General features: G+C 67.5%; 17 protein-coding genes and 1 tRNA gene. 12 read left to right on the forward strand and 6 right to left on the reverse strand.

Going from position 1 to position 21,155, the window contains the following annotated elements; translation table 11 throughout:
* Positions 1-21 precede the first annotated feature (21 nt).
* On the reverse strand, positions 22-2,178 hold the full coding sequence (locus BLS66_RS02870; protein WP_049466499.1) for a RelA/SpoT family protein: 2,157 nt from the start codon (positions 2,176-2,178) through the stop codon (positions 22-24).
* Between the two features lie 130 nt (positions 2,179-2,308).
* Here BLS66_RS02870 and BLS66_RS02875 point away from each other — a divergent pair, with 130 nt between their 5' ends.
* Positions 2,309-2,833, forward strand: coding sequence for a hypothetical protein (locus BLS66_RS02875; protein ID WP_049466497.1), 525 nt, complete (start codon positions 2,309-2,311; stop codon positions 2,831-2,833).
* Positions 2,834-2,907: 74 nt separating this feature from the next.
* Here BLS66_RS02875 and hrpA read toward each other — a convergent pair whose 3' ends face one another.
* The gene (gene hrpA, locus BLS66_RS02880; protein ID WP_074725026.1) at positions 2,908-6,990 is read right to left on the reverse strand and encodes an ATP-dependent RNA helicase HrpA; all 4,083 of its coding nucleotides are present in this window, start codon (positions 6,988-6,990) and stop codon (positions 2,908-2,910) included.
* An 86-nt stretch (positions 6,991-7,076) separates the two neighbouring features.
* On the opposite strand from hrpA, the gene BLS66_RS02885 reads away from it, so the two are divergent.
* From BLS66_RS02885 to BLS66_RS02910, 6 genes are all read left to right on the forward strand, one after another.
* Positions 7,077-7,625 carry a Dps family protein gene (locus BLS66_RS02885; RefSeq protein WP_005410730.1) on the forward strand — a complete coding sequence of 183 codons (549 nt, stop codon included), beginning with the start codon at positions 7,077-7,079 and terminating at the stop codon, positions 7,623-7,625.
* Positions 7,626-8,140: 515 nt separating this feature from the next.
* Positions 8,141-9,943, forward strand: coding sequence for a DNA helicase RecQ (gene recQ, locus BLS66_RS02890; protein WP_074725027.1), 1,803 nt, complete (start codon positions 8,141-8,143; stop codon positions 9,941-9,943).
* A gap of 154 nt (positions 9,944-10,097) precedes the next feature.
* Positions 10,098-10,481, forward strand: a complete 384-nt coding sequence (locus BLS66_RS02895; RefSeq protein WP_074725028.1) for a CopL family metal-binding regulatory protein — start codon at positions 10,098-10,100, stop codon at positions 10,479-10,481.
* A 75-nt stretch (positions 10,482-10,556) separates the two neighbouring features.
* Positions 10,557-12,368, forward strand: coding sequence for a copper resistance system multicopper oxidase (locus BLS66_RS02900; protein WP_074725029.1), 1,812 nt, complete (start codon positions 10,557-10,559; stop codon positions 12,366-12,368).
* The gene (locus tag BLS66_RS02905; protein WP_074725030.1) at positions 12,365-13,351 is read left to right on the forward strand and encodes a copper resistance protein B; all 987 of its coding nucleotides are present in this window, start codon (positions 12,365-12,367) and stop codon (positions 13,349-13,351) included. The genes BLS66_RS02900 and BLS66_RS02905 overlap by 4 nt, the downstream gene beginning before the upstream one ends.
* Before the next feature lie 81 nt (positions 13,352-13,432).
* Entirely contained in the window at positions 13,433-13,945 is a 513-nt protein-coding gene (locus BLS66_RS02910; RefSeq protein ID WP_074725031.1) for a GNAT family N-acetyltransferase, read from the forward strand.
* A 75-nt stretch (positions 13,946-14,020) separates the two neighbouring features.
* On the opposite strand, the gene BLS66_RS02915 is transcribed toward BLS66_RS02910, so the two are convergent.
* Positions 14,021-14,329 (reverse strand): TFIIB-type zinc ribbon-containing protein, encoded by a 309-nt coding sequence (locus BLS66_RS02915; protein ID WP_074725032.1) that lies wholly within the window; start codon positions 14,327-14,329, stop codon positions 14,021-14,023.
* A gap of 149 nt (positions 14,330-14,478) precedes the next feature.
* Here BLS66_RS02915 and BLS66_RS02920 point away from each other — a divergent pair, with 149 nt between their 5' ends.
* Both BLS66_RS02920 and BLS66_RS02925 read left to right on the forward strand, forming a co-directional pair.
* Positions 14,479-15,246, forward strand: a complete 768-nt coding sequence (locus tag BLS66_RS02920) for a CPBP family glutamic-type intramembrane protease (RefSeq protein ID WP_074725033.1) — start codon at positions 14,479-14,481, stop codon at positions 15,244-15,246.
* A 94-nt stretch (positions 15,247-15,340) separates the two neighbouring features.
* Entirely contained in the window at positions 15,341-15,763 is a 423-nt protein-coding gene (locus tag BLS66_RS02925) for a response regulator (RefSeq protein WP_049469893.1), read from the forward strand.
* A 56-nt stretch (positions 15,764-15,819) separates the two neighbouring features.
* On the opposite strand, the gene BLS66_RS02930 is transcribed toward BLS66_RS02925, so the two are convergent.
* Positions 15,820-16,758, reverse strand: coding sequence for an alpha/beta hydrolase (locus tag BLS66_RS02930; RefSeq protein ID WP_074725034.1), 939 nt, complete (start codon positions 16,756-16,758; stop codon positions 15,820-15,822).
* Between the two features lie 86 nt (positions 16,759-16,844).
* Positions 16,845-17,693: an alpha/beta hydrolase gene (locus BLS66_RS02935; RefSeq protein ID WP_074725035.1), complete on the reverse strand. Its 849-nt coding sequence runs from the start codon at positions 17,691-17,693 to the stop codon at positions 16,845-16,847.
* Positions 17,694-18,167: 474 nt separating this feature from the next.
* Here BLS66_RS02935 and BLS66_RS02940 point away from each other — a divergent pair, with 474 nt between their 5' ends.
* A complete protein-coding gene (locus tag BLS66_RS02940; RefSeq protein ID WP_074725086.1) occupies positions 18,168-19,247 on the forward strand; it encodes an acyltransferase family protein in 1,080 nt (359 codons plus the stop codon).
* A gap of 310 nt (positions 19,248-19,557) precedes the next feature.
* Positions 19,558-19,866, forward strand: coding sequence for a hypothetical protein (locus BLS66_RS02945; RefSeq protein ID WP_049469885.1), 309 nt, complete (start codon positions 19,558-19,560; stop codon positions 19,864-19,866).
* 73 nt (positions 19,867-19,939) lie between these two features.
* On the opposite strand, the gene BLS66_RS02950 is transcribed toward BLS66_RS02945, so the two are convergent.
* A tRNA-Lys gene (locus BLS66_RS02950) sits at positions 19,940-20,015 on the reverse strand.
* A gap of 167 nt (positions 20,016-20,182) precedes the next feature.
* Here BLS66_RS02950 and BLS66_RS02955 point away from each other — a divergent pair.
* Positions 20,183-21,136 (forward strand): DUF2268 domain-containing putative Zn-dependent protease, encoded by a 954-nt coding sequence (locus BLS66_RS02955; protein WP_074725036.1) that lies wholly within the window; start codon positions 20,183-20,185, stop codon positions 21,134-21,136.
* The last annotated feature ends 19 nt before the right edge of the window (positions 21,137-21,155 follow it).

Below are 21,155 nucleotides of genomic sequence, written 5' to 3' on the forward strand. Positions count from 1 at the left end.
GTAGCCGGGGCAGCGTGAAGCTCAGCCGAGGCGACGCGCCTCGCTCACGCCCGGCAGCGCATCGAGCTTGCCCAGCAGGGTCGACAGCTGGCCGTAATCGCTCACCTTCAGCCGCAGCCGCAGGTGCGCACGGCCGCTGTTGCGCACGTTGTCGCTGTGGATGTCGAGCACGTAAGCGTCCTCCTGGGCGATCAGGTTGGTGATGTCCTTCAGCAGCCAGCGGCGGTCGACGGCGTCGACCACCACGTCCACTTCATAGCCACCGCCGGCCTGGCCCCATTCCACCGGCAGGATGCGCTGCGGGCTGGTGGCCGCCAACCGGGCCAGCGCTGCACAGTCTGCACGATGCACGGTGACACCCCGGCTACGGGTCAGGTAGCCGACGATCGGCTCGCCGGCCACCGGTTGGCAGCAGCGTGCCAGCTGCACCAGCAGGTTGCCCACGCCCTGCACCGTGAACTTCGATTTGCCCAGATTCTCGCGACGCGCGGTCGGCCGCGGCAGGGTCGGCGCCGGCGGCGGCTGGCTTGCGGCGCGCTCCGCCTCCAGCAGCGCGCGGCTGACCTGGTTCGGGCCGGTATCGCCCAGCGCCACCTGGATGTACAGGTCATCGACGCTATCGGCATGGAATTTCTTTGCCGCGATGGCGAGGTCCGAGTGCTGCAGGCCCAGCCGCTTCAGTTCGCGCTCGAGCAGCTCGCGGCCGGCCTGCACGTTGCGCGCACGGTCCAGCTTGTGGAACCAGCTGCGCACCTTTTCGCGCGAGCGGTTGCTGGCCAGGAAGCCGTTGGCCGGCATCAGCCAGTCGCGACGGGGGTCGGCCTCCTTGCCGGTCAGGATCTCGACGCGGTCGCCACTGCGCAGGCGATAGGTCAGCGGCACGATGCGGCCGTTGACCTTGGCACCGCGGCAGCGGTGGCCGACCATGGTGTGCACCTGGTAGGCGAAATCAAGCGGGGTGGCGCCCTGCGGCAGGTCCAGCACCTCGTCCTTCGGGCTCAGTGCATAGACCCGGTCCTCGGTCAGCTCGGCATCGAGCGCCCCGGCCAGTTCATTGCCCTGCCCGTCCTGGGCCTGCTCCAGCAGCTGGCGCATCCAGGTGATCTTGCGATCGAAGGCCTTCTCGGCACCCTTGCCGCCTTCCTTGTACTTCCAGTGCGCGGCGACGCCCAGCTCGGCCTGCGAGTGCATTTCATGGGTCCGGATCTGCACTTCGATGGTGCGCCCTTCCGGACCGACCACCGCAGTGTGCAGCGAGCGGTAGTCGTTGGCCTTGGGCCGTGCGATGTAGTCGTCGAACTCACTCGGTACCGGTGCCCACAGTGCGTGCACCACGCCCAGCGCGGCATAGCAGGCAGCGACATCGTCGACCATCACCCGCACTGCGCGGATGTCATAGAGCTGGTCGAAGGCCAACCGCTTCTTCTGCATCTTCCGCCAGATGCTGTAGATGTGCTTCGGCCGGCCACTCACTTCGGCCTTGATGCCCTGCGCGACCAGTTCGCGCGACAGCACCTTCTTGACGTTCTCGACGTAACGCTCGCGGGCGATGCGGGTTTCGTCCACCTCGCGGGCGATGCGGCGGTAGGTCTCCGGTTCCAGGTGGCGGAACGCCAGATCCTCAAGCTCCCATTTCAGCTGCCAGATGCCCAGGCGGTTGGCCAGGGGTGCGTGGATGTCACGGGTCAGCTGCGCCAGTGCGCGGCGCTGCCCGTCGTCCAGCTTGTCGGCTGCACGCATCCGCGCCAGCTGGCGTGCCAGCAGGATCGGCACCACGCGCAGGTCACGGATGATCGCCAGCAGCAACCGGCGCAGGCCTTCACTGTTGCGCCCGGCCTCGCGGCCGGCATGCAGTGCCCACACCGGATCGGCGGCATCCTGGCCGTCGAGCAGGCCGATCACCGCCGCCTTGTGGTTGCCCAGCGGCAGCTGGTCCAGGCTGGCACGCAGGCCCGGCAGGTCAAACAGCAAGGCGGCCACCACCGCGCCTTCGTCGGCCGAGAGCATCGCCAGCGCGTCGAGGGTGTCGCCCAGTACCGACCAGGTGGCACGCATCTGGTGGTCGCACGCTGGCGCTTCCCAGTGCTCGCGCAGGGCCTGGCGCAGCGGAGCAGGCAGCACCGCTGCCGAAGGACGGTTCAACAAGGCATCCAGGCCGGGGACGGAAGCGCGGTTCACAGCATCGAGCAGGCAAGACAGAGGGCCCTACACTAGCGCCGGTACCGTTCAGGGACAATCACTGCGGCCACCACCACCCGGCATGAGGACATGCCGCTACACTCGCGAACATACCCAGGAGAGACCCGCCATGCCTTCGATTGCCCCGCGCGTCCGTCCACGGCTGCTGGCCTGTGCCGCCGTGCTGCTGTCCCTGTCCGCGCCTGCGCTGGCCCAGCGCGTGGTGGAGGGCGATCTGCAGCAGCAGATGTCGCCCGCCGAGTTCAAGGCCGCCGGCCTGGACAAGCTCAGTGCCGGTGAACTGGCCACGCTCAACCGCTGGCTGCAGGGCAAGGTCGAGGCGGCCACCACCCAGGCCGTCGCCGCCGCGCGCGAAGAAGGCCGCCAGGAAGTGATCAAGAAGAACCGCGGCTTCCTCGACTTCGGCAGCAGCGAGCCGATCGAAAGCCACCTGCAGGGCGAGTTCCGTGGCTTCGGCCAGGGCCGCCGCTACGTGTTGCAGAACGGCCAGGAATGGGAGCAGATCGATGCCACGCAGTACTCCGGCGGCCGCAAGGATGCCCCGAAGGTCAGCATGCGCCCGGGCGTGATGGGCGCCTGGTACATGAAGGTGGACGGCGTGAACGTGCAGCCGAAGGTACGTCGCACCAAATAGCGCCCGGGCAATCCGGCCGCGCCGGATTATGCCTGGCCGCCAGGGTCGCCGGATGGGGCGACCCTGGCGCCCGATCAGGCCTGGCGCAGCGCGGCCACCCGCTGCGCCAGCTTCTTCGCCGAGATGCCGGTGCGCGCGCCCAACTCCTGCGCGAACAGCGACACCCGCAGCTCTTCCAGATCCCAGCGCAGCGCCTGCCATTGCGGGCGATCACGCAGGCCCTGCTGCTCGCCCGCCTCCAGCGCTTCCAGGAACGGATGCAGTTCCAGCATGCGCGCCTGGTCACGCGGCGGATCGCGTTTGGCGCGTTCGGTGCGCAGGATCATCGCCTTCAGGTAGCGCGGGTACTGCGCCAGCGCGTCGGCCGGCGTGTCGCGCAGGAAGCCGGGGTGGATCAGCCCGGCCAGCTGCGCTTCCATGTCGTCCAGGTTGCCGCGCGCCCAGCCCATCAGCGGCGCCTCCAGCATCGGCTTCAGTTCGGCCACCAGCGCCAGGATGGTCTCGGCCAGCTTCAGCCGCGACATCGCCTCGCCAAACAGGGCCTTGGCAGCGTGTTCGCGACGCTGCTCGAACGCCGTCGCATCGCGGATTTCCTCCAGGCCCTCGGCCAGCACGGCATTCATCGCCGCATCGACCAGGTCGCCGCGCAGCCGCTCCTGCGATTCGATCGCCGCGTAGAGAAGACCGGTCTTGGCACCGACCGGCAACTGCTTGCGGGCCTGCTTCACCTTGTCGGCCAGGGCAATCTCGAGCAACCGGCGCACACCCAGCGGGTGCGCTTCCTGCGCCTGCTGGCGGTCGGCGAAGATGCGCAGCGCCACGCTGTCGCCTTCGACGAGCAGCGCCGGATAGGCCGGCACGCCGGCTTCGCCAGGCACCTGCAGCGGGATCGGCGTGGCCGGGAACGTACGCAGGCCATCGGCTGCCATCTCGCGCCCAGCGCGTGCAGCGAAGGCATCGCCGGCACGGCCACCGAATTTCGCGCGCAACGCATCCAGATCCCGCGAGGTTGCCAGCACCTTGCCCTGCTCGTCGCGCAGGCGCAGGTTCATGTGCAGGTGCGGCTCGATCGCACCAGGCTCGAAATCGAGCGCAGTCACCGTGGCACCAGTGGCGCGTGACAGGAAGCGCGCCAGCTCACCGGTGATGGCATCCGCGCTGGGCTGCGGAAACGCTTCGTAGAACGCGCGGCCAAAATCCGGCGCCGGCACGTAGTTGCGGCGCAGCGCCTTGGGCAGGCTGCGGATGAGTGCCGAGGCTTTGTCGGCGACGAAGCCCGGTGCCAGCCAACCCAGCTGCACCGGGTCCAGCGCGTTGAGCAGGTGCAGCGGTACGTCCAGGGTCACGCCATCATCGTCGGCGCCCGGCTCGAAGCGGTAATGCAGCGGCAGCCGCGCCTGGCCCAGCGCCAGGTACTTCGGATAGCGCTCCTGTTCGCTGCCCTCGCCTGGCAACAGATCAACCAGCGACCAGTGCAGGGACTTGCGCTGTTCCGGCGCCAGCCCCTTCCACCAGGCATCCAGGCCGGCGGCCGAATGGATCTGCGCGGGTACCCGGTCCAGGTACCAGCGCGCCTGCCAGTCCTCGTCGGCAACGATGCCGGCGCGGCGCAGCTTGGCTTCTTCCTCGCGGGCGATCTCCAGCACTTTCTGGTTGTCGGCCACGAAACTGGCGCGGGTATTGATCTCGCCGGTGACCAGCGCCTGGCGCACGAAGATGTCATGCGCTTCGCCCGGTGCGATGCGGCCGTAGTGCACCGGTTTTTTCGGCGCCAGCACCAGGCCGAACAGGCTGATCTGCTCGGACGCCAGCACCTGGCCCTGCGCGCGCGACCAGTGCGGGTCGAAGTGCTTGCGCAGCAGCAGGTGTGGCAGCTCTGCAATCACCCAGTCCGGCTCGATCGCGGCCAGGGTCATGCCCCACACCTTCTGCGTATCCAGCAGGTTGGCCACCAGCAGCCACGGCGGCGGCCGCTTGGACAGCGCCGAACCCGGGAACGGCAGGAAGCGACGCTGGCGCGGCGCCTGGAAATCGCCCTTCTCGGTGCGGTGGCCGATCTGCGTCGGCAGGCCCGCCACCAGCGCGCGGTGCAGGGTCTGGTAGGCAGCGGCACGCACACGCTCGCTGAAACCCCCTCCCGCCGGTGCCTGCTCCTTCTGCGCACGCACGGCCACCGGGGCCGGTGCGGCCTCGGCCTTGCCTTCGCGGGCCAGGCGTGCGGCGCGGTGCAGCTGGCCACGGGTCGCCTTCACCGCCGCCGCGTCATCGCGCGCCGGGGCCGGTGCACTGCTGCCAGCCAGCAGCGGCGCCATCGACGCCTCGCTGGCCTCTTCCTTCCAGCCCAGTTCCTCGCACAACAGGCGCAACTGGCGATGCAGCTCGCGCCACTCGCGCATGCGCAGGAAGCCGAGGAAATGACGGCCGCACCAGTCGCGCAGCTTGGACTGGGTCAGGTCTTCATGGGCCTGCCGATAGGCATCCCACAGGCGCAGCACGCCAACGAACTCGGAACGGCCATCGGCGAACTGCGCATGCGCGCTGTCGGCCGCGCCGCGTGCTTCGGGCGGACGTTCGCGCGGGTCCTGGATGCCCAGGAACGAGGCGATCACCAGCATCGGCCGCAGGCAGCCGGCGGCCTGCGCGGCGACCAGCATGCGCGCCAGCTTCACGTCCACCGGCAGGCGTGCCATCTGCTTGCCGATGGTGGTCATGCGTCGCTCGGCGTCGATCGCGCCCAGTTCGGTCAGCTGCTGCCAGCCATCGGCTACCGCGCGCTCGTCCGGCGCTTCCAGGAACGGGAAGTCCTCGATGCGGCCCAGGCCGAGCTGCAGCATGCGCAGGATCACCCCGGCCAGGCTGGAGCGGCGGATTTCCGGATCGGTGAACTCCGGCCGCGCCTGGAAATCGGCTTCGGCGTACAGGCGGTAGCAGATCCCCTCGGCGATACGACCGCAGCGGCCCTTGCGCTGGTTGGCGCTGGCCTGCGAGATCGGTTCGATGTGCAGGCGATCCAGCTTGTTGCGCGGGCTGTAGCGCTTGACGCGGGCAAAGCCCGGATCGACCACGTAACGGATGCGCGGCACCGTCAGCGAGGTTTCCGCCACGTTGGTGGCCAGCACGATGCGCCGGTTCGGTCCGGGATTGAACACCCGGTCCTGGTCCTGGTTGGACAGGCGCGCGTACAGCGGCAGCACCTCGGTATTGCGGTACTTGCGCCGTTCCAGCGACTGGTGCGCATCGCGGATCTCGCGCTCGCCGGGCAGGAAGATCAGCACGTCGCCGCGCGCATCCAGGCGGGTGATCTCGTCAATGGCCGACACGATGGCGTCGTTGACGGTGCGTTCGCCCTGGTCTTCGCCCTCGCCTTCCAGCGCGCGGTAGCGCACTTCCACCGGGTAGGTACGGCCTTCCACGCTGATCACCGGCGCATTGTCGAAATGCTGGGCGAAGCGTTCGGTATCGATGGTGGCCGAGGTGACGATCAGTTTCAGGTCCGGGCGCTTGCGCAGCAGCTGCTTCAGGTAGCCCAGCAGGAAGTCGATGTTGAGGCTGCGTTCGTGCGCCTCGTCGACGATGATCGTGTCGTAGTTCGACAACCAGCGGTCGCTGGCGATCTCCGCCAGCAGGATGCCGTCGGTCATGAACTTGATGCGGCTGTCTTCGCTGACCTTGTCGTTGAAGCGCACCTGGTAGCCGACCAGCTGGCCCAGTTCGCTCTGTAGTTCCTGCGCCACGCGGCTGGCCACCGCACGTGCGGCAATCCGTCGCGGCTGGGTGCAGCCGATCATGCCGGCCTGGCCACGGCCTGCGGCCAGGCACAGTTTCGGCAGCTGGGTGGTCTTGCCCGAGCCGGTTTCACCGGCGATCACCACGACCTGGTGGTCGCGGATCAGCCCGACGATGGCATCGGCTTCACGCGCAATCGGCAGCTGCGGGTCCAGAGTGATGGACGGCTGCTGCTGCGCCCGCACCTGCCGGCGCTGCACCGACGCCTGCAAGGCCTGCTCGAAGGTGGCGGCCAGCGCCGCATCCTGTGGCTTGGCCTGGCAACGCGAGAGCATCCCCAGCAAACGGCCCCGGTCGCGGCTCATGGCACCGTCGATGGCGGCACGCTGTTGGCGCAGGCGAGGCGACGGATTTTTATCGATAGAGTTCATCAATCGGTTCGTTCAAAACTTTGAAAGCGACCAGTCATCACGACCGGTTTATTGTGAAGGCCAACGATTCCACAAGGAGGAACCCCATGGCGAAGACCAAGAGCACGACCAAGGCCAAGACCGGCAAGCAGAAGCTTGCAGCGGCGGCACCGTCGGCGCCGAACATCGATATCGGGATCACCCAGGGCGACCGCAAGAAGATCGCCGACGGTCTGTCGCGCTTCCAGGCTGACGCGTTCACGCTCTACCTGAAGACGCACAACTTCCACTGGAATGTGACCGGGTCGATGTTCAACTCGCTGCACACCATGTTCGAGACGCAGTACACCGAGCAGTGGGCGGCACTGGACGATGTGGCCGAGCGCATCCGCGCGCTGGGCTTCAATGCCCCGGGCTCCTACCGGGAATTCGCTGCGCTGACCTCGATCGCCGAGGAACCGGGCCTGACCGACAGCGCGGACTGGCGGGAAATGGTACGCCAGTTGGTGGTCGCCAACGAAGCGGTCTGCCGTACGGCACGTGAAGTGCTGGAGGTGGCGGCCAAGGGTGACGACGCCCCGACCGAGGATCTGATGACCCAGCGGCTGCAGACCCACGAGAAGTATGCCTGGATGCTGCGCTCGCTGCTGCAGTAAGAGTTTGGGGGGCTCGGCAGGGCTGCGCCCTGCACCCGTGGTAGTGCCGGCCGCTGGCCGGCAACAGCAACAGCAGAAGCGGGTTTCCTGAGGGATGGCGGGGTGGGCCCGGTGGCAGGGGACGCCGTAAACCCGTCCTTGGGGGCTTGGCCGCGGCATCCATGCCGCGGACACCCCTGCCACCGGACCCACCCCGCCTTCGACAGATTTCCGCGATCTGCCGGCAAAGCCATTGGGGTCGGATCCGTTTTCCGACGGAAAACGGATCCGACCCCATCTTGTTTTTCGATATCTGACAGTTTTCATCCACGCATGGCGTGGATCTACCCGCCACCGGGCCAGGTCTGGGGGAGAGCCCCCTGAGTCAGGGGGCGGACGCGAAGCGGCGGGGGTCTGGGAGCTGGTAAGTGGGGCCCGCGTTTCGCGCAGCGAAGCGTGGGAGCGGCAGCGCGCATGCGATGGCGCGTTCCCAGGGCGCAGCCCTGCCGACTCCCCCGCCGGGGTAAACTAGCCGGATGCCTTCCCGTCCCGCGCACGACCTGCTCCAACGCGTCTTTGGTTACGACGATTTCCGTGGTCCCCAGCAGGACATCGTGGAGCACGTCGCTGCCGGGCACGACGCCCTGGTGCTGATGCCCACCGGCGGCGGCAAGTCGCTGTGCTACCAGGTGCCGGCCCTGCTGCGTGACGGTTGCGGCATCGTCATCTCGCCGCTGATCGCGCTGATGCAGGACCAGGTCGAAGCCCTGCGCCAGCTGGGCGTGCGCGCCGAGTACCTGAATTCAACCCTGGATGCCGAGACCGCCGGCCGCGTCGAGCGCGAACTGCTTGCCGGCGAGCTGGACATGCTCTATGTCGCCCCCGAGCGGCTGCTGACCGGCCGCTTCCTGTCGCTGCTGTCGCGCAGCCGCATCGCCCTGTTCGCCATCGACGAAGCGCACTGCGTGTCGCAGTGGGGCCATGACTTCCGCCCCGAATATCGCCAGCTGACCGTGCTGCACGAGCGTTGGCCGCAGATCCCGCGGATCGCGCTGACCGCCACGGCCGATCCGCCGACCCAGCGCGAGATCGCCGAGCGCCTCGACCTGCAGGAAGCGCGCCACTTCGTCAGTTCCTTCGACCGCCCCAACATCCGCTACACCGTGGTGCAGAAGGACAATGCCCGCAAGCAGCTGACTGATTTCCTGCATGGCCATCGTGGCGAGGCCGGCATCGTCTACTGCATGTCGCGGCGCAAGGTCGAGGAGACCGCCGAATTCCTCTGCGGCCAGGGCTTCAACGCCCTGCCCTACCACGCCGGACTGCCGCCGGAGGTGCGCGCCAACAACCAGCGCCGCTTCCTGCGCGAGGACGGCATCGTGATGTGCGCCACCATCGCCTTCGGCATGGGCATCGACAAGCCGGACGTGCGCTTTGTCGCGCACACCGACCTGCCCAAGTCGATGGAAGGCTACTACCAGGAGACCGGCCGCGCCGGCCGCGATGGCGAATCCGCCGAAGCGTGGCTGTGCTACGGCCTGGGCGACGTGGTGCTGCTCAAGCAGATGATCGAGCAATCCGAGGCCGGTGAAGAACGCAAGCAGCTGGAGCGGGCCAAGCTCGACCACCTGCTGGGCTACTGCGAATCGATGCAGTGCCGTCGCCAGGTGCTGCTGGCCGGCTTCGGTGAGACCTATCCCCAGCCCTGCGGCAACTGCGACAACTGCCTGACCCCGCCAGCTTCGTGGGATGCGACCATCCCGGCGCAGAAGGCGCTGAGCTGCGTCTACCGCAGTGGCCAGCGCTTCGGCGTCGGCCACCTGATCGACATCCTGCGTGGCAGCGAGAACGAGAAGGTGAAGCAGCAGGGCCACGACAAGCTCAGCACCTATGGCATCGGCCGCGACCTGGATGCACGCACCTGGCGCAGCGTGTTCCGCCAGCTTGTGGCGGCCAGCCTGCTGGAAGTGGACAGCGAGGGCCACGGTGGCCTGCGCCTGACCGACGCCAGCCGCGACGTGCTGACCGGCCGGCGCCAGATCAGCATGCGCCGCGACCCGGCCAGCAGCAGCGGTCGCGAGCGCAGTGCGCAGCGCACCGGCTTGTCGGTGCTGCCGCAGGACCTGGCCCTGTTCAACGCGCTGCGCGGCCTGCGCGCCGAACTGGCACGCGAACAGAACGTGCCGGCCTTCGTGATCTTCCACGACAGCACCCTGCGCAACATCGCCGAGCAGCGCCCGACCAGCCTGGATGCGCTGGCCCGGGTCGGCGGCATCGGCGGCACCAAGCTGAGCCGTTACGGCCCGCGCCTGGTCGAGATCGTGCGCGAGGAAGGGTAACGCCGGGCGCCGTGCAGGGCCGAGCCCACGCTCGGCTACCGTTGCCGCAGAAGCCGCCTAGCGCGGGCTTGGCGCTACATTGGTGCAGGTCCAATCTTGAACACGACATTCAGCAACAAGTGCATCCGCGCCCGCTTGCGGCTAAATTGACGGCATGTCCCTTGCCTCGACCCTGCTGCGTGTCGTGCTCATGCTCAGCCTGTTGCTCAACGGGCTGAACGCGGCCATGGCCGGTGGCCACGAGGACATGGGGCGGATGGCGCACGCCATGGCCGCCGCTGCGGTGGACAGCGGGGCCGACTGCCATCACCACGCCGGCATGCAGGCCGACCCGGCCCCGCAGGCCAAGGCCCCCGCCCACGACGCCCACTGCCAGATCAAGGACTGCGTGCGCAGCTGCGCCCAGCACCCGCTGCTGGTCGTGCAGCCGTTGCCGTTCATGGCTGGTCCCGCGTTGTCGCTGGCCCCGCAGCCGATCCCGGCCAGCGGGCGTCCGGCGCCGCCGCTGCCGCCGATCTCGCGCCCTCCCATCGGCTGATTCCACACGCATCGTGCGCCCTGCGCACCGCAGCCGGCCGCCTGCCGGCGTCTTCACGTGTCTGGAGTCACCACCATGAATACCCGCATTCCCCCCGGTCCGGGCGATGTGCCCATGCCGTCGCGCCGCCTGTTCGTGCAAGGCCTGGCTGCTGGCGGCGTGGTCGCTGGCATCGCCGCCGTCGGCGTGCCGCAGCGCGCGCTTGCCGCCGCCCGCGCCACGCCTCGCCTGGCCGGCGCCCCCGCTGTCCTCAGCGACACCCGCATCGAACTGGCCATCGGCGAATCGCTGGCCAACTTCACCGGGCGCACCCGCCCGGCGATCACCGTCAACGGATCGCTGCCGGCACCGATCCTGCGCTGGCGCGAAGGCCAGACCGTGGACCTGTTCGTGCGCAACACGCTGGAGCGCCACCCGACCTCGATCCACTGGCACGGCATCCTGCTGCCGGCCAACATGGACGGCGTGCCCGGCCTGAGCTTCAACGGCATCGGCCCCGGCGAGACCTACCACTACCACTTCCAGCTGAAGCAGTCGGGCACCTACTGGTACCACAGCCATTCGATGTTCCAGGAGCAGGCCGGCCTGTACGGTGCACTGATCATCGATCCGGCCGAGCCAGCGCCGTACCACCACGACCGCGAGCACGTGATCCTGCTGTCCGACTGGACCGACATGGACCCGGGGGCGTTGTTCCGGCGCATGAAGAAGCTCGCCGAGCACGACAACTACTACAAGCGCACCCTGCCCGACTTCCTGCGCGATGCGAAGCGTGACGGCTGGTCGGCCGCGCTGTCCGACCGCGGCATGTGGGGCCGGATGCGGATGACGCCCGCCGACATCTCCGACATCAACGCGCACACCTACACCTACCTGATGAACGGTACGGCGCCCGCCGGCAACTGGACCGGGCTGTTCCGCAGCGGGGAAAAGGTACTGCTGCGCTTCATCAATGGCGCCTCGATGACCTACTTCGATGTGCGCATTCCCGGCCTGAAGATGACCGTGGTCGCCGCCGATGGCCAGTACATCCATCCGGTCAGCATCGATGAGTTCCGCATCGCTCCCGCCGAAACCTACGATGTGCTGGTCGAGCCCACCGGCCAGGACGCGTTCACCATCTTCTGCCAGGACATGGGCCGCACCGGCTTCGCCGCCGGCACGCTGGCGGTAAGCCATGGCCTGCAGGCGCCGATCCCTGCACGCGACCCGCGCCCGTTGCTGACCATGAGCGACATGGGGCATGACATGGGCAGTGGCGGTCATGGCGGGCACGACATGGCCGCGATGAAGGGCATGGAAGGCGGCTGCGGCGCCAGCATGGGCCACGGTGCGCATGGCGGCGGTGATGCCGCCAGCAAGGCGCCAAAGCACCCGCCCAGCGAGCGCAACAACCCGCTGGTGGACATGCAGAGCTCGGCGACCGAACCGAAGCTGGACGACCCTGGCATCGGCCTGCGCGACAACGGCCGCAAGGTGCTGACCTACGGCGCGATGCGCAGCCTGTTCGAGGATCCGGATGGCCGCGAGCCGGGCCGCGAGATCGAGCTGCACCTGACCGGGCACATGGAGAAATTCTCCTGGTCGTTCGACGGCATCCCGTTCGCCAGCGCCGAACCACTGCGGCTGAACTACGGCGAGCGCATGCGCATCGTGCTGGTCAACGACACCATGATGCAGCACCCGATCCACCTGCACGGCGTATGGAGCGATCTGGAGAACGCGCAGGAGGAATTCCAGGTGCGCAAGCACACCATCGACATGCCGCCCGGCACCCGCCGCAGCTACCGCGTGCGTGCCGATGCGCTCGGCCGCTGGGCGTACCACTGCCATCTGCTCTACCACATGGAAGCGGGCATGATGCGCGAAGTGAGGATCGAAGAATGAGCCGCTCACTGCTTTCCCCCAGCCTGCTGGCCCTGGGCCTGGCTGCCGCGTTGCCGGCGTTCGCGCAATCGCATGCCGGGCATGACATGGGCGCGATGGAGCCACCGGCGAAGACCGCAGGAACGCCGGCCGAACAGGTCGATCCGGTCGATCATTCGAAAATGGACCATTCGACGATGGACCATTCGACGATGGATCACTCCACGATGGACCACGCAGCGATGGGTCACGCCTCGCCCGCCTCGCCCGCCTCGCCCGCCTCGCCCGCGTCCACCGAACCGCGCGAACCCATCCCGGTGCCCACCGATGCTGACCGCGCTGCGGCCTTCCCGCCGATCGCCCATGGCGCGATGGAGCACGCGCCGGAGATCAACAGCCTGCTGCTGATCGACCGCCTCGAACACTGGGACGGCAAGGACAGCACGGGCCAGGCCTGGGAGGCCACCGGGTGGGTCGGTGGCAACATCAACCGCCTGTGGCTGCGCACCGACGGCGAACGCAGCAAAGGCCGCACCGAGTCATCGGCGGTTGAAGCCCTGTATGGCCGCAGTGTGTCGCCGTGGTGGGACGTGCTGGTCGGCGTGCGCCAGGACTTCCGGCCGGCCGACTCACGCACCTGGGCAGCGCTCGGCATCCAGGGCCTGGCGCCGTACAAGTTCGAGAGCTCGGCCACGCTGTACATGGGTTCCGGTGGCCAGGTGCTGGCCAAGGCCGAGGTCGAGTACGACGTGCTGCTGACCAACCGCCTGATCCTGCAGCCGCTGCTGGAAGCCACCGTGGCGGCCAAGGATGAACCGGAGTACGGCATTGGTCGTGGCCTGAACAAGGTCGAAGCCGGGCTGCGCCTGCGCTATGAGTTCAGCCGCCGCTTTGCGCCGTACATCGGCATCAGCCACGAACGCACGTTTGGCGACACCGCCGACTATGCCGGGGACCACGCGCGCGACACGCGCTGGGTCGCCGGCGTGCGCATGTGGTTCTGAGCAGCGGTTCGCAGGCAGTGGCCAGCCCCGGCAGCCGCTGGGGCCGGCTACACTGCGCCACGCTCCATTGCAGGCACCCCCATGTCATTGCAGATCCGCCGCGCCACCCTGGCCGATGTCGACGCCCTGTCGGCCATCGCGATCGCCACCTACAACGAAACCTGGGGCGATTCCTATCCGCCGCAGGAGCTGCATGATTTCCTGCAGACGCACTACAGCAGCGAACCGCAGCGCACCGAACTGTCCGACCCACGCAGCGCGATCTGGCTGCTGATGGACGGTAACGCCGTGGTCGGCTATCTGGCTGCCGGCGCCAACACCCTGCCCCATGCCGATGCATGCGAGGGCGACATCGAACTGAAGCGGTTCTACATCCTGGCCGCACACCAGAACGGCGGCCATGGTGCACGCCTGATGGACGCGTTCATGGCCTGGCTGGACCAGCCGCAGCGCCGCACCCTGTGGGTGGGCGTATGGGAAGAAAACTTCGGCGCGCAGCGCTTCTACGCGCGATACGGCTGCAGCAAGGTCGGCGAGTACGACTTCATCGTCGGTGACACGCACGACCGCGAGTTCATCCTGCGGCGGCCATGATCGCGTCTCTGTAGAGTCGAGCCACGCTCGACCATCGGCGGCAACATCCAGTCGAGCATGGCTCGACGCTGCAAGCTAGAAATCGAACAGCTCCGACAGGAAGCTGTCCTTCTTCTTTTTGCGGTAGCCCTGGCCCCGGTTGTCCTCGTAGCGCTGGCCGAGGTGGCGGGTATCACGGTGCATTACCGGTGGCGGCGCGGACGCCGGCGGAGCCTGCACGGGCGCTGGCGGAGGTACTGCAGCAACCGCACCCGCACGCTCGATGATCTTGTCCAGCTCGCCACGATCCAGCCATACCCGCCGGCAGCTCGGGCAGTAGTCAATCTCGATGCCATGGCGTTCGGCCATCTGCAGGGTCTGGGTCTTGCACACGGGGCACAGCATCGGCGTCGCTCCTGTCGGTGTGGTAACGACTCTACCTGCGCGGCGATGACTCTGCGGCAACACATGACCGATGGCACAAGGACTTCCGGCGCGTGCCAGCCCACCTGCCGCGCAGCACACTGCGGTCTCGTTCCGCCGGAGGTGCGTGCATGACTGTGCTGTCCCGCCAGCCCGCCGCCGTACGCGTGCTGCTGGTCCTGCTCGGCGTCGGCCTGGGCCTGAACCTGCGCGATATCGCCGCGGCCATCGGCACACCGATCCCGGCGCTGCCGATCCCCTATGGCGGCAGCCTGCTCGACAACGCACTGGCGGTGCTGATGGCAGTGCTGTTGGCCCTGCTGCTGCGCCCCCGCGGCATGGGGCTGCTGGCCAGCCTCGGGCTGCGCGGAAACGGCTGGGGCGGACCGTTGTGGGTGCTGCTGGCCAGCCTGACCTGCTGGCTGGGACTGGCGCTGCTCGGCACGCCGAACACCGCGCTGACCGCGTTGGACGCCACGATGCTGGCGGTCCTGTTCCCACTGGCCGAGGAAGTGCTGTTCCGCGGCCTCGGCTTCGTGCTGCTGGTGAAGATCGTGCGCGCCCCCTGGCCATGGCTCGCGCTGCCGCAGGCGCTGTTGTTCGGCATGGTGCACTGGCTCGGATTCGGCGGGCTTGATGGTGGCGGCACCGCACTGTTCGTCGGTGCGGTGATCGCCCTCGGTGGCTTCATCTTCGCCTGGCTCGACCACCTCGACGGCGACACCCTGTGGTGCGGCCTGGTCCTGCACGTTTCGATGAACCTTGCCTGGAATGTGTTCAGCCTCGACGACGCCGTCGCACTGGGCTGGCAGGCCACCGGCCTGCGCATCGGCACCGCCCTGCTGGCGGTCGCGGTCCTGGCCTGGCAGGTGCGCCGCCGGCGCCAGACGCACCTGTAACGCCCACTTAGCTTGCCGTGCACGCCGGTATCACCCCCGGCTTGCGCATACTTGCGCGCCTTTCGCTCCCCCTGTTGTCCGGAGTTGCCGCGTCATGTTGCTGTCCAAGCGCCACGTTGAGCCCCGCGTCCTGTTGATCGAGGACGCAGAAGAAACCCGTGAACTGAGCCGCTTGGCGCTGGAAAGCCAGGCGTGCCATGTGGTGGGCGTGAGCTCTGCCGAAGCGGCACTGGGCCTGCTGGCAGCCGGCGAACGTTTCGACCTGCTGTTCACCGATGTCAACCTGGGCCCGATCAGCGGCATCGAGGCCGCCAACCGGGTCCGCAACCTCCACCCCCAGCTGCCGATCCTGGTGACGTCGGGCATGGACCAGCACGCGGTGCTGCCCCAGTTGCGCGACGGCATTCATTTCCTGCCCAAGCCCTACAACATGAGCGAACTGCTCGATGCGATCCGGCTCTGCTTCCGGCACGCCGATGTGGGCGTATTGACCGGACCGGATGCACAGGCAGCCTGAAGCATTCATCCACACCACACCCCGACATCCATGCCATGCGTGGATGCCACCGGCCATCAACCGCCGGTATACGGCCCCTCGCCCGGCATCACTTCCAGCAGCGCACGGGTGATCGCCCGCGGGTAGACGGTCAGGTGGTCCTCACCGTCGATCACCACGTTGTCCACCTTCAGCTTGCGGCCACTGCGCTGAAGCTGGGCGGTGAAGTCGGCGGTCTGGCGCAGCATGTCGTTGCCGGTTGAATAGCGCGGCCCGGGCTTGTCCGTTTCATAGCTGCCCACCGACAACAGCACGCGCGTGGGCTGCGCCGGGATGACGGCGGCGTCCTGCATGCGTGGCAGCAGCAGCTGGTCGAACCACAGCGACGGACTGGACAGGATGTAGGTGCTGAACAAGTCCGGCTGGGTGGTCAGCACATAGGCGCCGAACAGCGCGCCATAGGAGTGGCCGGCGAACATGCGGCGGGTGGGATCGGTGCGGTAGCGCGCATCGACCATCGGCAGCACCTGCGCCGCCAGGAAATCGCGGTAGTGCGCGGCCCCGCCGTAGGAGACGTCGTCGCTGTAGTAGCCATCGACCGTACGCGCCGGGGTGCTGGGCGTGTAGTCGCGCGAGCGGCTCTGCTTGGAGGTCAGCCCCTCCTGCGGCGGCAGCCCGACCAGGATGAAGTTCTCGATGTTGACGCCCTGCTGCCCCACCAGGTTGCGCACGCTGCGCACCAGCGGAAAACTGTACAGCGCATCGGTCACGTACAGCACCGGATAGTGCTTCTCCGGATGCGCGGCGTAGTCGGCCGGCAGTGCGACCCAGATCGGGTAATCGCGCCCCGCCGGGTCATGCACGCGCAGCGCTTCGGTCTCCGGCAGCACCACGCCCGTGGCGACCGTGGCTGCGACCTCCTTCGCTCCAGGCTGGGTTGCTGGCGACGCCACCGACATCGCACAGCCACTCACGGCCAGGCAGGCCGCCACACTCCATCCACGCACACGCTGCATCCACACGCTCCCATTGCGGGCGGCGCACCGGATGGCGCCGCTGCCGCATCCTCACATGGCATGCCGCGGCACGCCAATCCTCCGGATCAGGGCGAGGCCGACGGCGGCGCCGGGAACAGCGTGCGCAGCGCCTGCAATGCGGCCGGATGATAGATCGTGGCGTGGGTTTCCTCCGGCAGCGGCAGGTACTTCACCAGCGGCGACGGCGAGGCCTGCTGCAGGATCTCGGCCAGTCGTGCAGTGGATGCGGCCAGTTCCGGCTGCCCGCTGCTGGCCAGGAACACGCGCGGCCGTGCGCGCGTCACCGCCGGCAGCTGTCTGGCCGCCCCGGCCAGCATTGCACCCTGGTTCCACCACAGGCTGGGGTCCAGCGCGATGTAGCTGTTGAACAGCGCCGGCTCCCGCAGCAGCGTCTCGACCACGAACAGTCCGGCCAGCGACTCGCCGATCAGCGCGCGCTCTTCGGTGGTCGGGTAGCGCTGCCGTACCTGCAGCATCAGTTCATCGCGCAGGAAGCTGCGGTAAGCCGCCGATCCACCAATGCGTGGCGCGATCTTCTGGTCCTGCGGATCACTGCTGGGGCCGGTCATGTCGCGGCGGCGCTCGGTGTTCTCGATGCCGACCAGCAGGAACGGGCGCATGCTGCCGTTGCCGCTCAGCACCTGCACCAGCCCGGCCACGTGCAGGAAGTCCTCGCCGATGCCGCCGTCGGGCATGTACAGCACCGGCAACGGCGCCTTCGGGTCCAGGCCCCACGGCTGCGGACGGTAGACATTGATGCGGCGGGTTTCGCCCAGCGCCTTCGACTCGATGGTGAAGGTTTCGCCGATCACCAGTGGGGTTGCGGCAGCCTGTGCGGATGGCGCGGGTTCTGCCGCCTTCAGAGGTGCTGTGGAGACAACCGACAACAACAGTGACAGCACGATCAGGCGCATGACGGGCCCCTTCCTGGGAAAGACGCCGAGCATAGCGTCAAGGCCAGGGCATTGGCGACTCCGCATGCCTGCACGTGTACAACGGCACTGCGCGATGCTTGAAGTCCCTCAAAGAATGGCTGGCATCCGGGTGCTACCCTGCATCGTTTCCTGCAAGGGGTTCGGATATGGGAGGTTTCAGCATTTGGCACTGGATCATTCTTCTGGCCGTCGTTCTCATCCCGGTCGGCATCGCCGCCGTCATCGCAGCGATTGTTCTCAAGCGAAGGTAGTAGCTTCTCAGCTGCGGCCTCCCTTGTTCGCAGGGGGGCTGCGCCGCGCTGCACGCCATCAGCGCGTGGCCCGAACCTCCGGTTCTGCGGGTCGGCCAAGCGTCGCACACAGTCGTGCAAGCCAACCCGACGCACTGGCCGGTCCGGTGCCGCCCCAGGACGGGACCGGGTCAGTACAATGCGCGGCAGCAGGGGAGAAAAGATGAGCCAGCACGCCAGTCCACACCGCTTTCTGTCGCTGCAAGTTCTACGCGGCGTCGCAGCGCTGGCCGTGGTCGTGTTCCATCTTCGGGGTGTCGAGATCAAATATCTGCCTGGTGAGGCGATCCTCGACGGGATCGGGCGCTACGCGGACGCCGGCGTGGATCTGTTCTTCGTGTTGTCCGGCTTCGTCATGACCACCCTCACCGCCGGTCGCGAGGGAGGAATTGCCGCCGCCGGCACCTTCCTGGCCCGGCGTGCGTGGCGGGTGCTGCCGCCGTACTGGATATTCACTACCTTGGTGGTGGTGTTGATGGCCCTGGTCCCGACGATGGTGAACTCGTCTTACCACGACCAGAGCATACTGGCCTCCTATCTGTTGATTCCGCACCAGCAACTTCCAGTGTTGACGGTAGGGTGGACTCTGGTGCACGAGGCCTACTTCTATCTGATGTTCGCCGTGGCGATCGCCTTTGTCCCGGCTCGAGCCCTGACCACGTTCCTGCTCGGGTGGGCCGCTCTGATCGGCGCCGCCCATCTGTTTGCACCGGCGGCCACTTCGCCAGCCCATGTGCTGGTCATCAATCCGCTCACCTTCGAATTCATTGCGGGTGCGCTGCTGGGCCTGCACTGGCGCTACCTTCCGCGCAGCCTTGGCTGGCCCTTGGCACTTGGCGGGGGAGCACTCGCGGTGGCCGCAGCCAGTCTTCTGCCCACCGAAGGCCCGTCGATCATGCCGGTGTGGACCCGGGTCATGCTGTTTGGCACGGCCAGCGCGCTCCTTGTCGCCGGGGCAGTGCTGATCGAAGCGCGTGCACGGCGAGCGCCACCGAACAGCCTGATCCTGTTGGGCGATACGTCCTATGCCCTGTATCTGTCCCATATCTTCGTGATCTCGGTCGCCGGCCGCCTATGGTCGATGCTGCTGCCCACAGGGGCCTGGTGGAATCACGGCCTCTTCGTTGCTGCGACCCTGCTGGCATGCTGCGTGGTCGGCTATCTGGTGCATCGCGTGGTCGAACGGCCGTTGCTGCTGTTGCCGCAGCGGATGGCACAGCGCGGGCTCAGCAGGCCTGCATAGTTCCAGGCCTTGCCGGGACAGGCGCCTGGGAAAGTGTCGTCTTTGAATCGTCACTGACGGCACGCACAGCGAATGGCATACAAAGCCAGAACGACACGTGCGTACATCCGCCATTGATGGCGGACGCGGAACTCGCCTCATGCCCCTCCGTTCGGGCCGGGTCATCCGCATTCCGCGCTTTGCGCCGTGCCCGACCCCAGCCGCCGGGCGCCGGGCGCCGGACGCCGAAGCAGGAACACTGCGCCATGATCCGGGCCATGCTCGGCCTGGTTCCTTCTCGGACCCCATCCAGACTTGCAAGGAGGTTCACATGCTGAATGCCGTGATCATGACCGCGCTGGCCGCCGGCTCGCCAACCTACGCCGATTGCCTGCTTGGCAACATCCAACCCGGGTTGTCCGACCCTGCGGTACAACTGATACAGCAGGCATGTGCTGCGAAGCATCCGGAGAGCTTTGCCGCAGCGATGGAGCTGGAACGCAGGTTCAGTGAACAGCGGCAGGCCGACTTCGCGGCGGTCCAGGCGCAGGCGGCACGTTCTGCGAATGCGGCAGCGACGGCTGCACAGCAAGCTGCCGACGTGGCGGCCGCCAAAGCGAAGGCGGCAGGGACGCAGTAAAGGCGGCGAACAGGTGCAACAAAAAAGCACCGCCAAGCGGTGCCTTTCGGAATGATCTGGATACCGGATGCAATGGTGGGCCGTGAAGGATTCGAACCTTCGACCAAAAGATTAAAAGTCTTCTGCTCTACCGACTGAGCTAACGGCCCAATGCATCGCCCCGGCCTTTCGGCGGGGTGGGCATTCTACCCTATTTTGGCCGGTCGCGTGGAACCCTGGTGTGTCGGGGTTGCCGGCCAGCGGCCGGCACTACCAGCGGGATTAAACCTTTGGCGCCACTGGCGCATCCCATCCGTGGTCCTGTCTGGAGCCATGGATGCGTCTGATCGTCAGCCTGCTTGCCGCCCTGCTGCCCTGCGCAGCCCTGGCCGCCCCATCCCAGGTCGTCACTGACGACATCGCCCGCTTCTGGGCCACCTATGACGCGGTGCGCGCCGAACCCGATGCCGAACGCCGGGTGGCGCTGGTCCAGCAGCGCTACATCGATCCGGGTAGTCCCGGCCTGCATGCGCTAATGCAGGTGCGCCACTACACTGCCCGCGAATACGCCGAGGCCATGCAGTCATGGCCACGCTTCTGGACCTCGGTACGGCCGTTGACTGCGAATGCACAGCAGGCCAGCGCCACGCTGGAGCGCGATCTGGCCGCCTTCCGGGCGCTTTATCCGGCACTGCGCCCGGCCACCATCACGTATGCAGTGGGCGTGCTGCGCACGGGCGGCACCACGCTGGGCGACAAGGTATTGATCGGTGCGGAGATGGCGCTGGGCGATGAGCGCGTGGACGTGAGCGAGCTGCCCGCGCCGATGCGCAGCCGGCTGCGGATCTTCTACGACAGCCGTCCGGGTGCGAACAACGCGCAGAACAACCTGCACGAGTACGTGCATACCCACCAGCGCGAAACCACCGGCAGCCTGGCCCAGTACACAGTGCGCGAGGGCGTGGCCGAATACGTGGCGGAGCGCATCAGCGGGCGTCGTCCGGCACTGCCGCTGTACACCTATGGGCCCGCGCACGAGGCAGAAATCCGCGCGCGCTTCCTTGCCGAGATGCACGGGGACAACCTCGACAACTGGCTGTACAACAGTGCGCGCAATCCGTTCGGGGTAAGCGATCTGGGCTACTACGCCGGCTACCGCATCGCGCAGGAGTACATGCGCCGGCAGGCCGATGAGAAGGCCGGTATCGCGCGGATGATCGAGCTGGACTATGCCGATCCGAAGGCGGTGACCGACTTCATCGAGGCATCGGGATGGTTGCAGGCCCGGTAGGACAAGGAGTGCGAACCCG

Source organism: Stenotrophomonas pavanii (genome assembly GCF_900101175.1).
In the GTDB taxonomy this organism is placed as follows: Bacteria; Pseudomonadota; Gammaproteobacteria; order Xanthomonadales; family Xanthomonadaceae; genus Stenotrophomonas; species Stenotrophomonas pavanii.

Excerpts from the sequence above, each read along its gene's own strand:
- BLS66_RS02875 (WP_049466497.1), top strand. The coding sequence starts at position 2,309 with ATGCCTTCGATTGCCCCGCGCGTCCGTCCACGGCTGCTGGCCTGTGCC.
- hrpA (WP_074725026.1), bottom strand. The coding sequence starts at position 6,990 with ATGAACTCTATCGATAAAAATCCGTCGCCTCGCCTGCGCCAACAGCGT.
- BLS66_RS02885 (WP_005410730.1), top strand. The coding sequence starts at position 7,077 with ATGGCGAAGACCAAGAGCACGACCAAGGCCAAGACCGGCAAGCAGAAG.
- recQ (WP_074725027.1), top strand. The coding sequence starts at position 8,141 with ATGCCTTCCCGTCCCGCGCACGACCTGCTCCAACGCGTCTTTGGTTAC.
- BLS66_RS02895 (WP_074725028.1), top strand. The coding sequence starts at position 10,098 with ATGTCCCTTGCCTCGACCCTGCTGCGTGTCGTGCTCATGCTCAGCCTG.
- BLS66_RS02900 (WP_074725029.1), top strand. The coding sequence starts at position 10,557 with ATGAATACCCGCATTCCCCCCGGTCCGGGCGATGTGCCCATGCCGTCG.
- BLS66_RS02905 (WP_074725030.1), top strand. The coding sequence starts at position 12,365 with ATGAGCCGCTCACTGCTTTCCCCCAGCCTGCTGGCCCTGGGCCTGGCT.
- BLS66_RS02910 (WP_074725031.1), top strand. The coding sequence starts at position 13,433 with ATGTCATTGCAGATCCGCCGCGCCACCCTGGCCGATGTCGACGCCCTG.
- BLS66_RS02915 (WP_074725032.1), bottom strand. The coding sequence starts at position 14,329 with ATGCTGTGCCCCGTGTGCAAGACCCAGACCCTGCAGATGGCCGAACGC.
- BLS66_RS02920 (WP_074725033.1), top strand. The coding sequence starts at position 14,479 with ATGACTGTGCTGTCCCGCCAGCCCGCCGCCGTACGCGTGCTGCTGGTC.
- BLS66_RS02925 (WP_049469893.1), top strand. The coding sequence starts at position 15,341 with ATGTTGCTGTCCAAGCGCCACGTTGAGCCCCGCGTCCTGTTGATCGAG.
- BLS66_RS02930 (WP_074725034.1), bottom strand. The coding sequence starts at position 16,758 with ATGCAGCGTGTGCGTGGATGGAGTGTGGCGGCCTGCCTGGCCGTGAGT.
- BLS66_RS02935 (WP_074725035.1), bottom strand. The coding sequence starts at position 17,693 with ATGCGCCTGATCGTGCTGTCACTGTTGTTGTCGGTTGTCTCCACAGCA.
- BLS66_RS02940 (WP_074725086.1), top strand. The coding sequence starts at position 18,168 with ATGAGCCAGCACGCCAGTCCACACCGCTTTCTGTCGCTGCAAGTTCTA.
- BLS66_RS02945 (WP_049469885.1), top strand. The coding sequence starts at position 19,558 with ATGCTGAATGCCGTGATCATGACCGCGCTGGCCGCCGGCTCGCCAACC.
- BLS66_RS02955 (WP_074725036.1), top strand. The coding sequence starts at position 20,183 with ATGCGTCTGATCGTCAGCCTGCTTGCCGCCCTGCTGCCCTGCGCAGCC.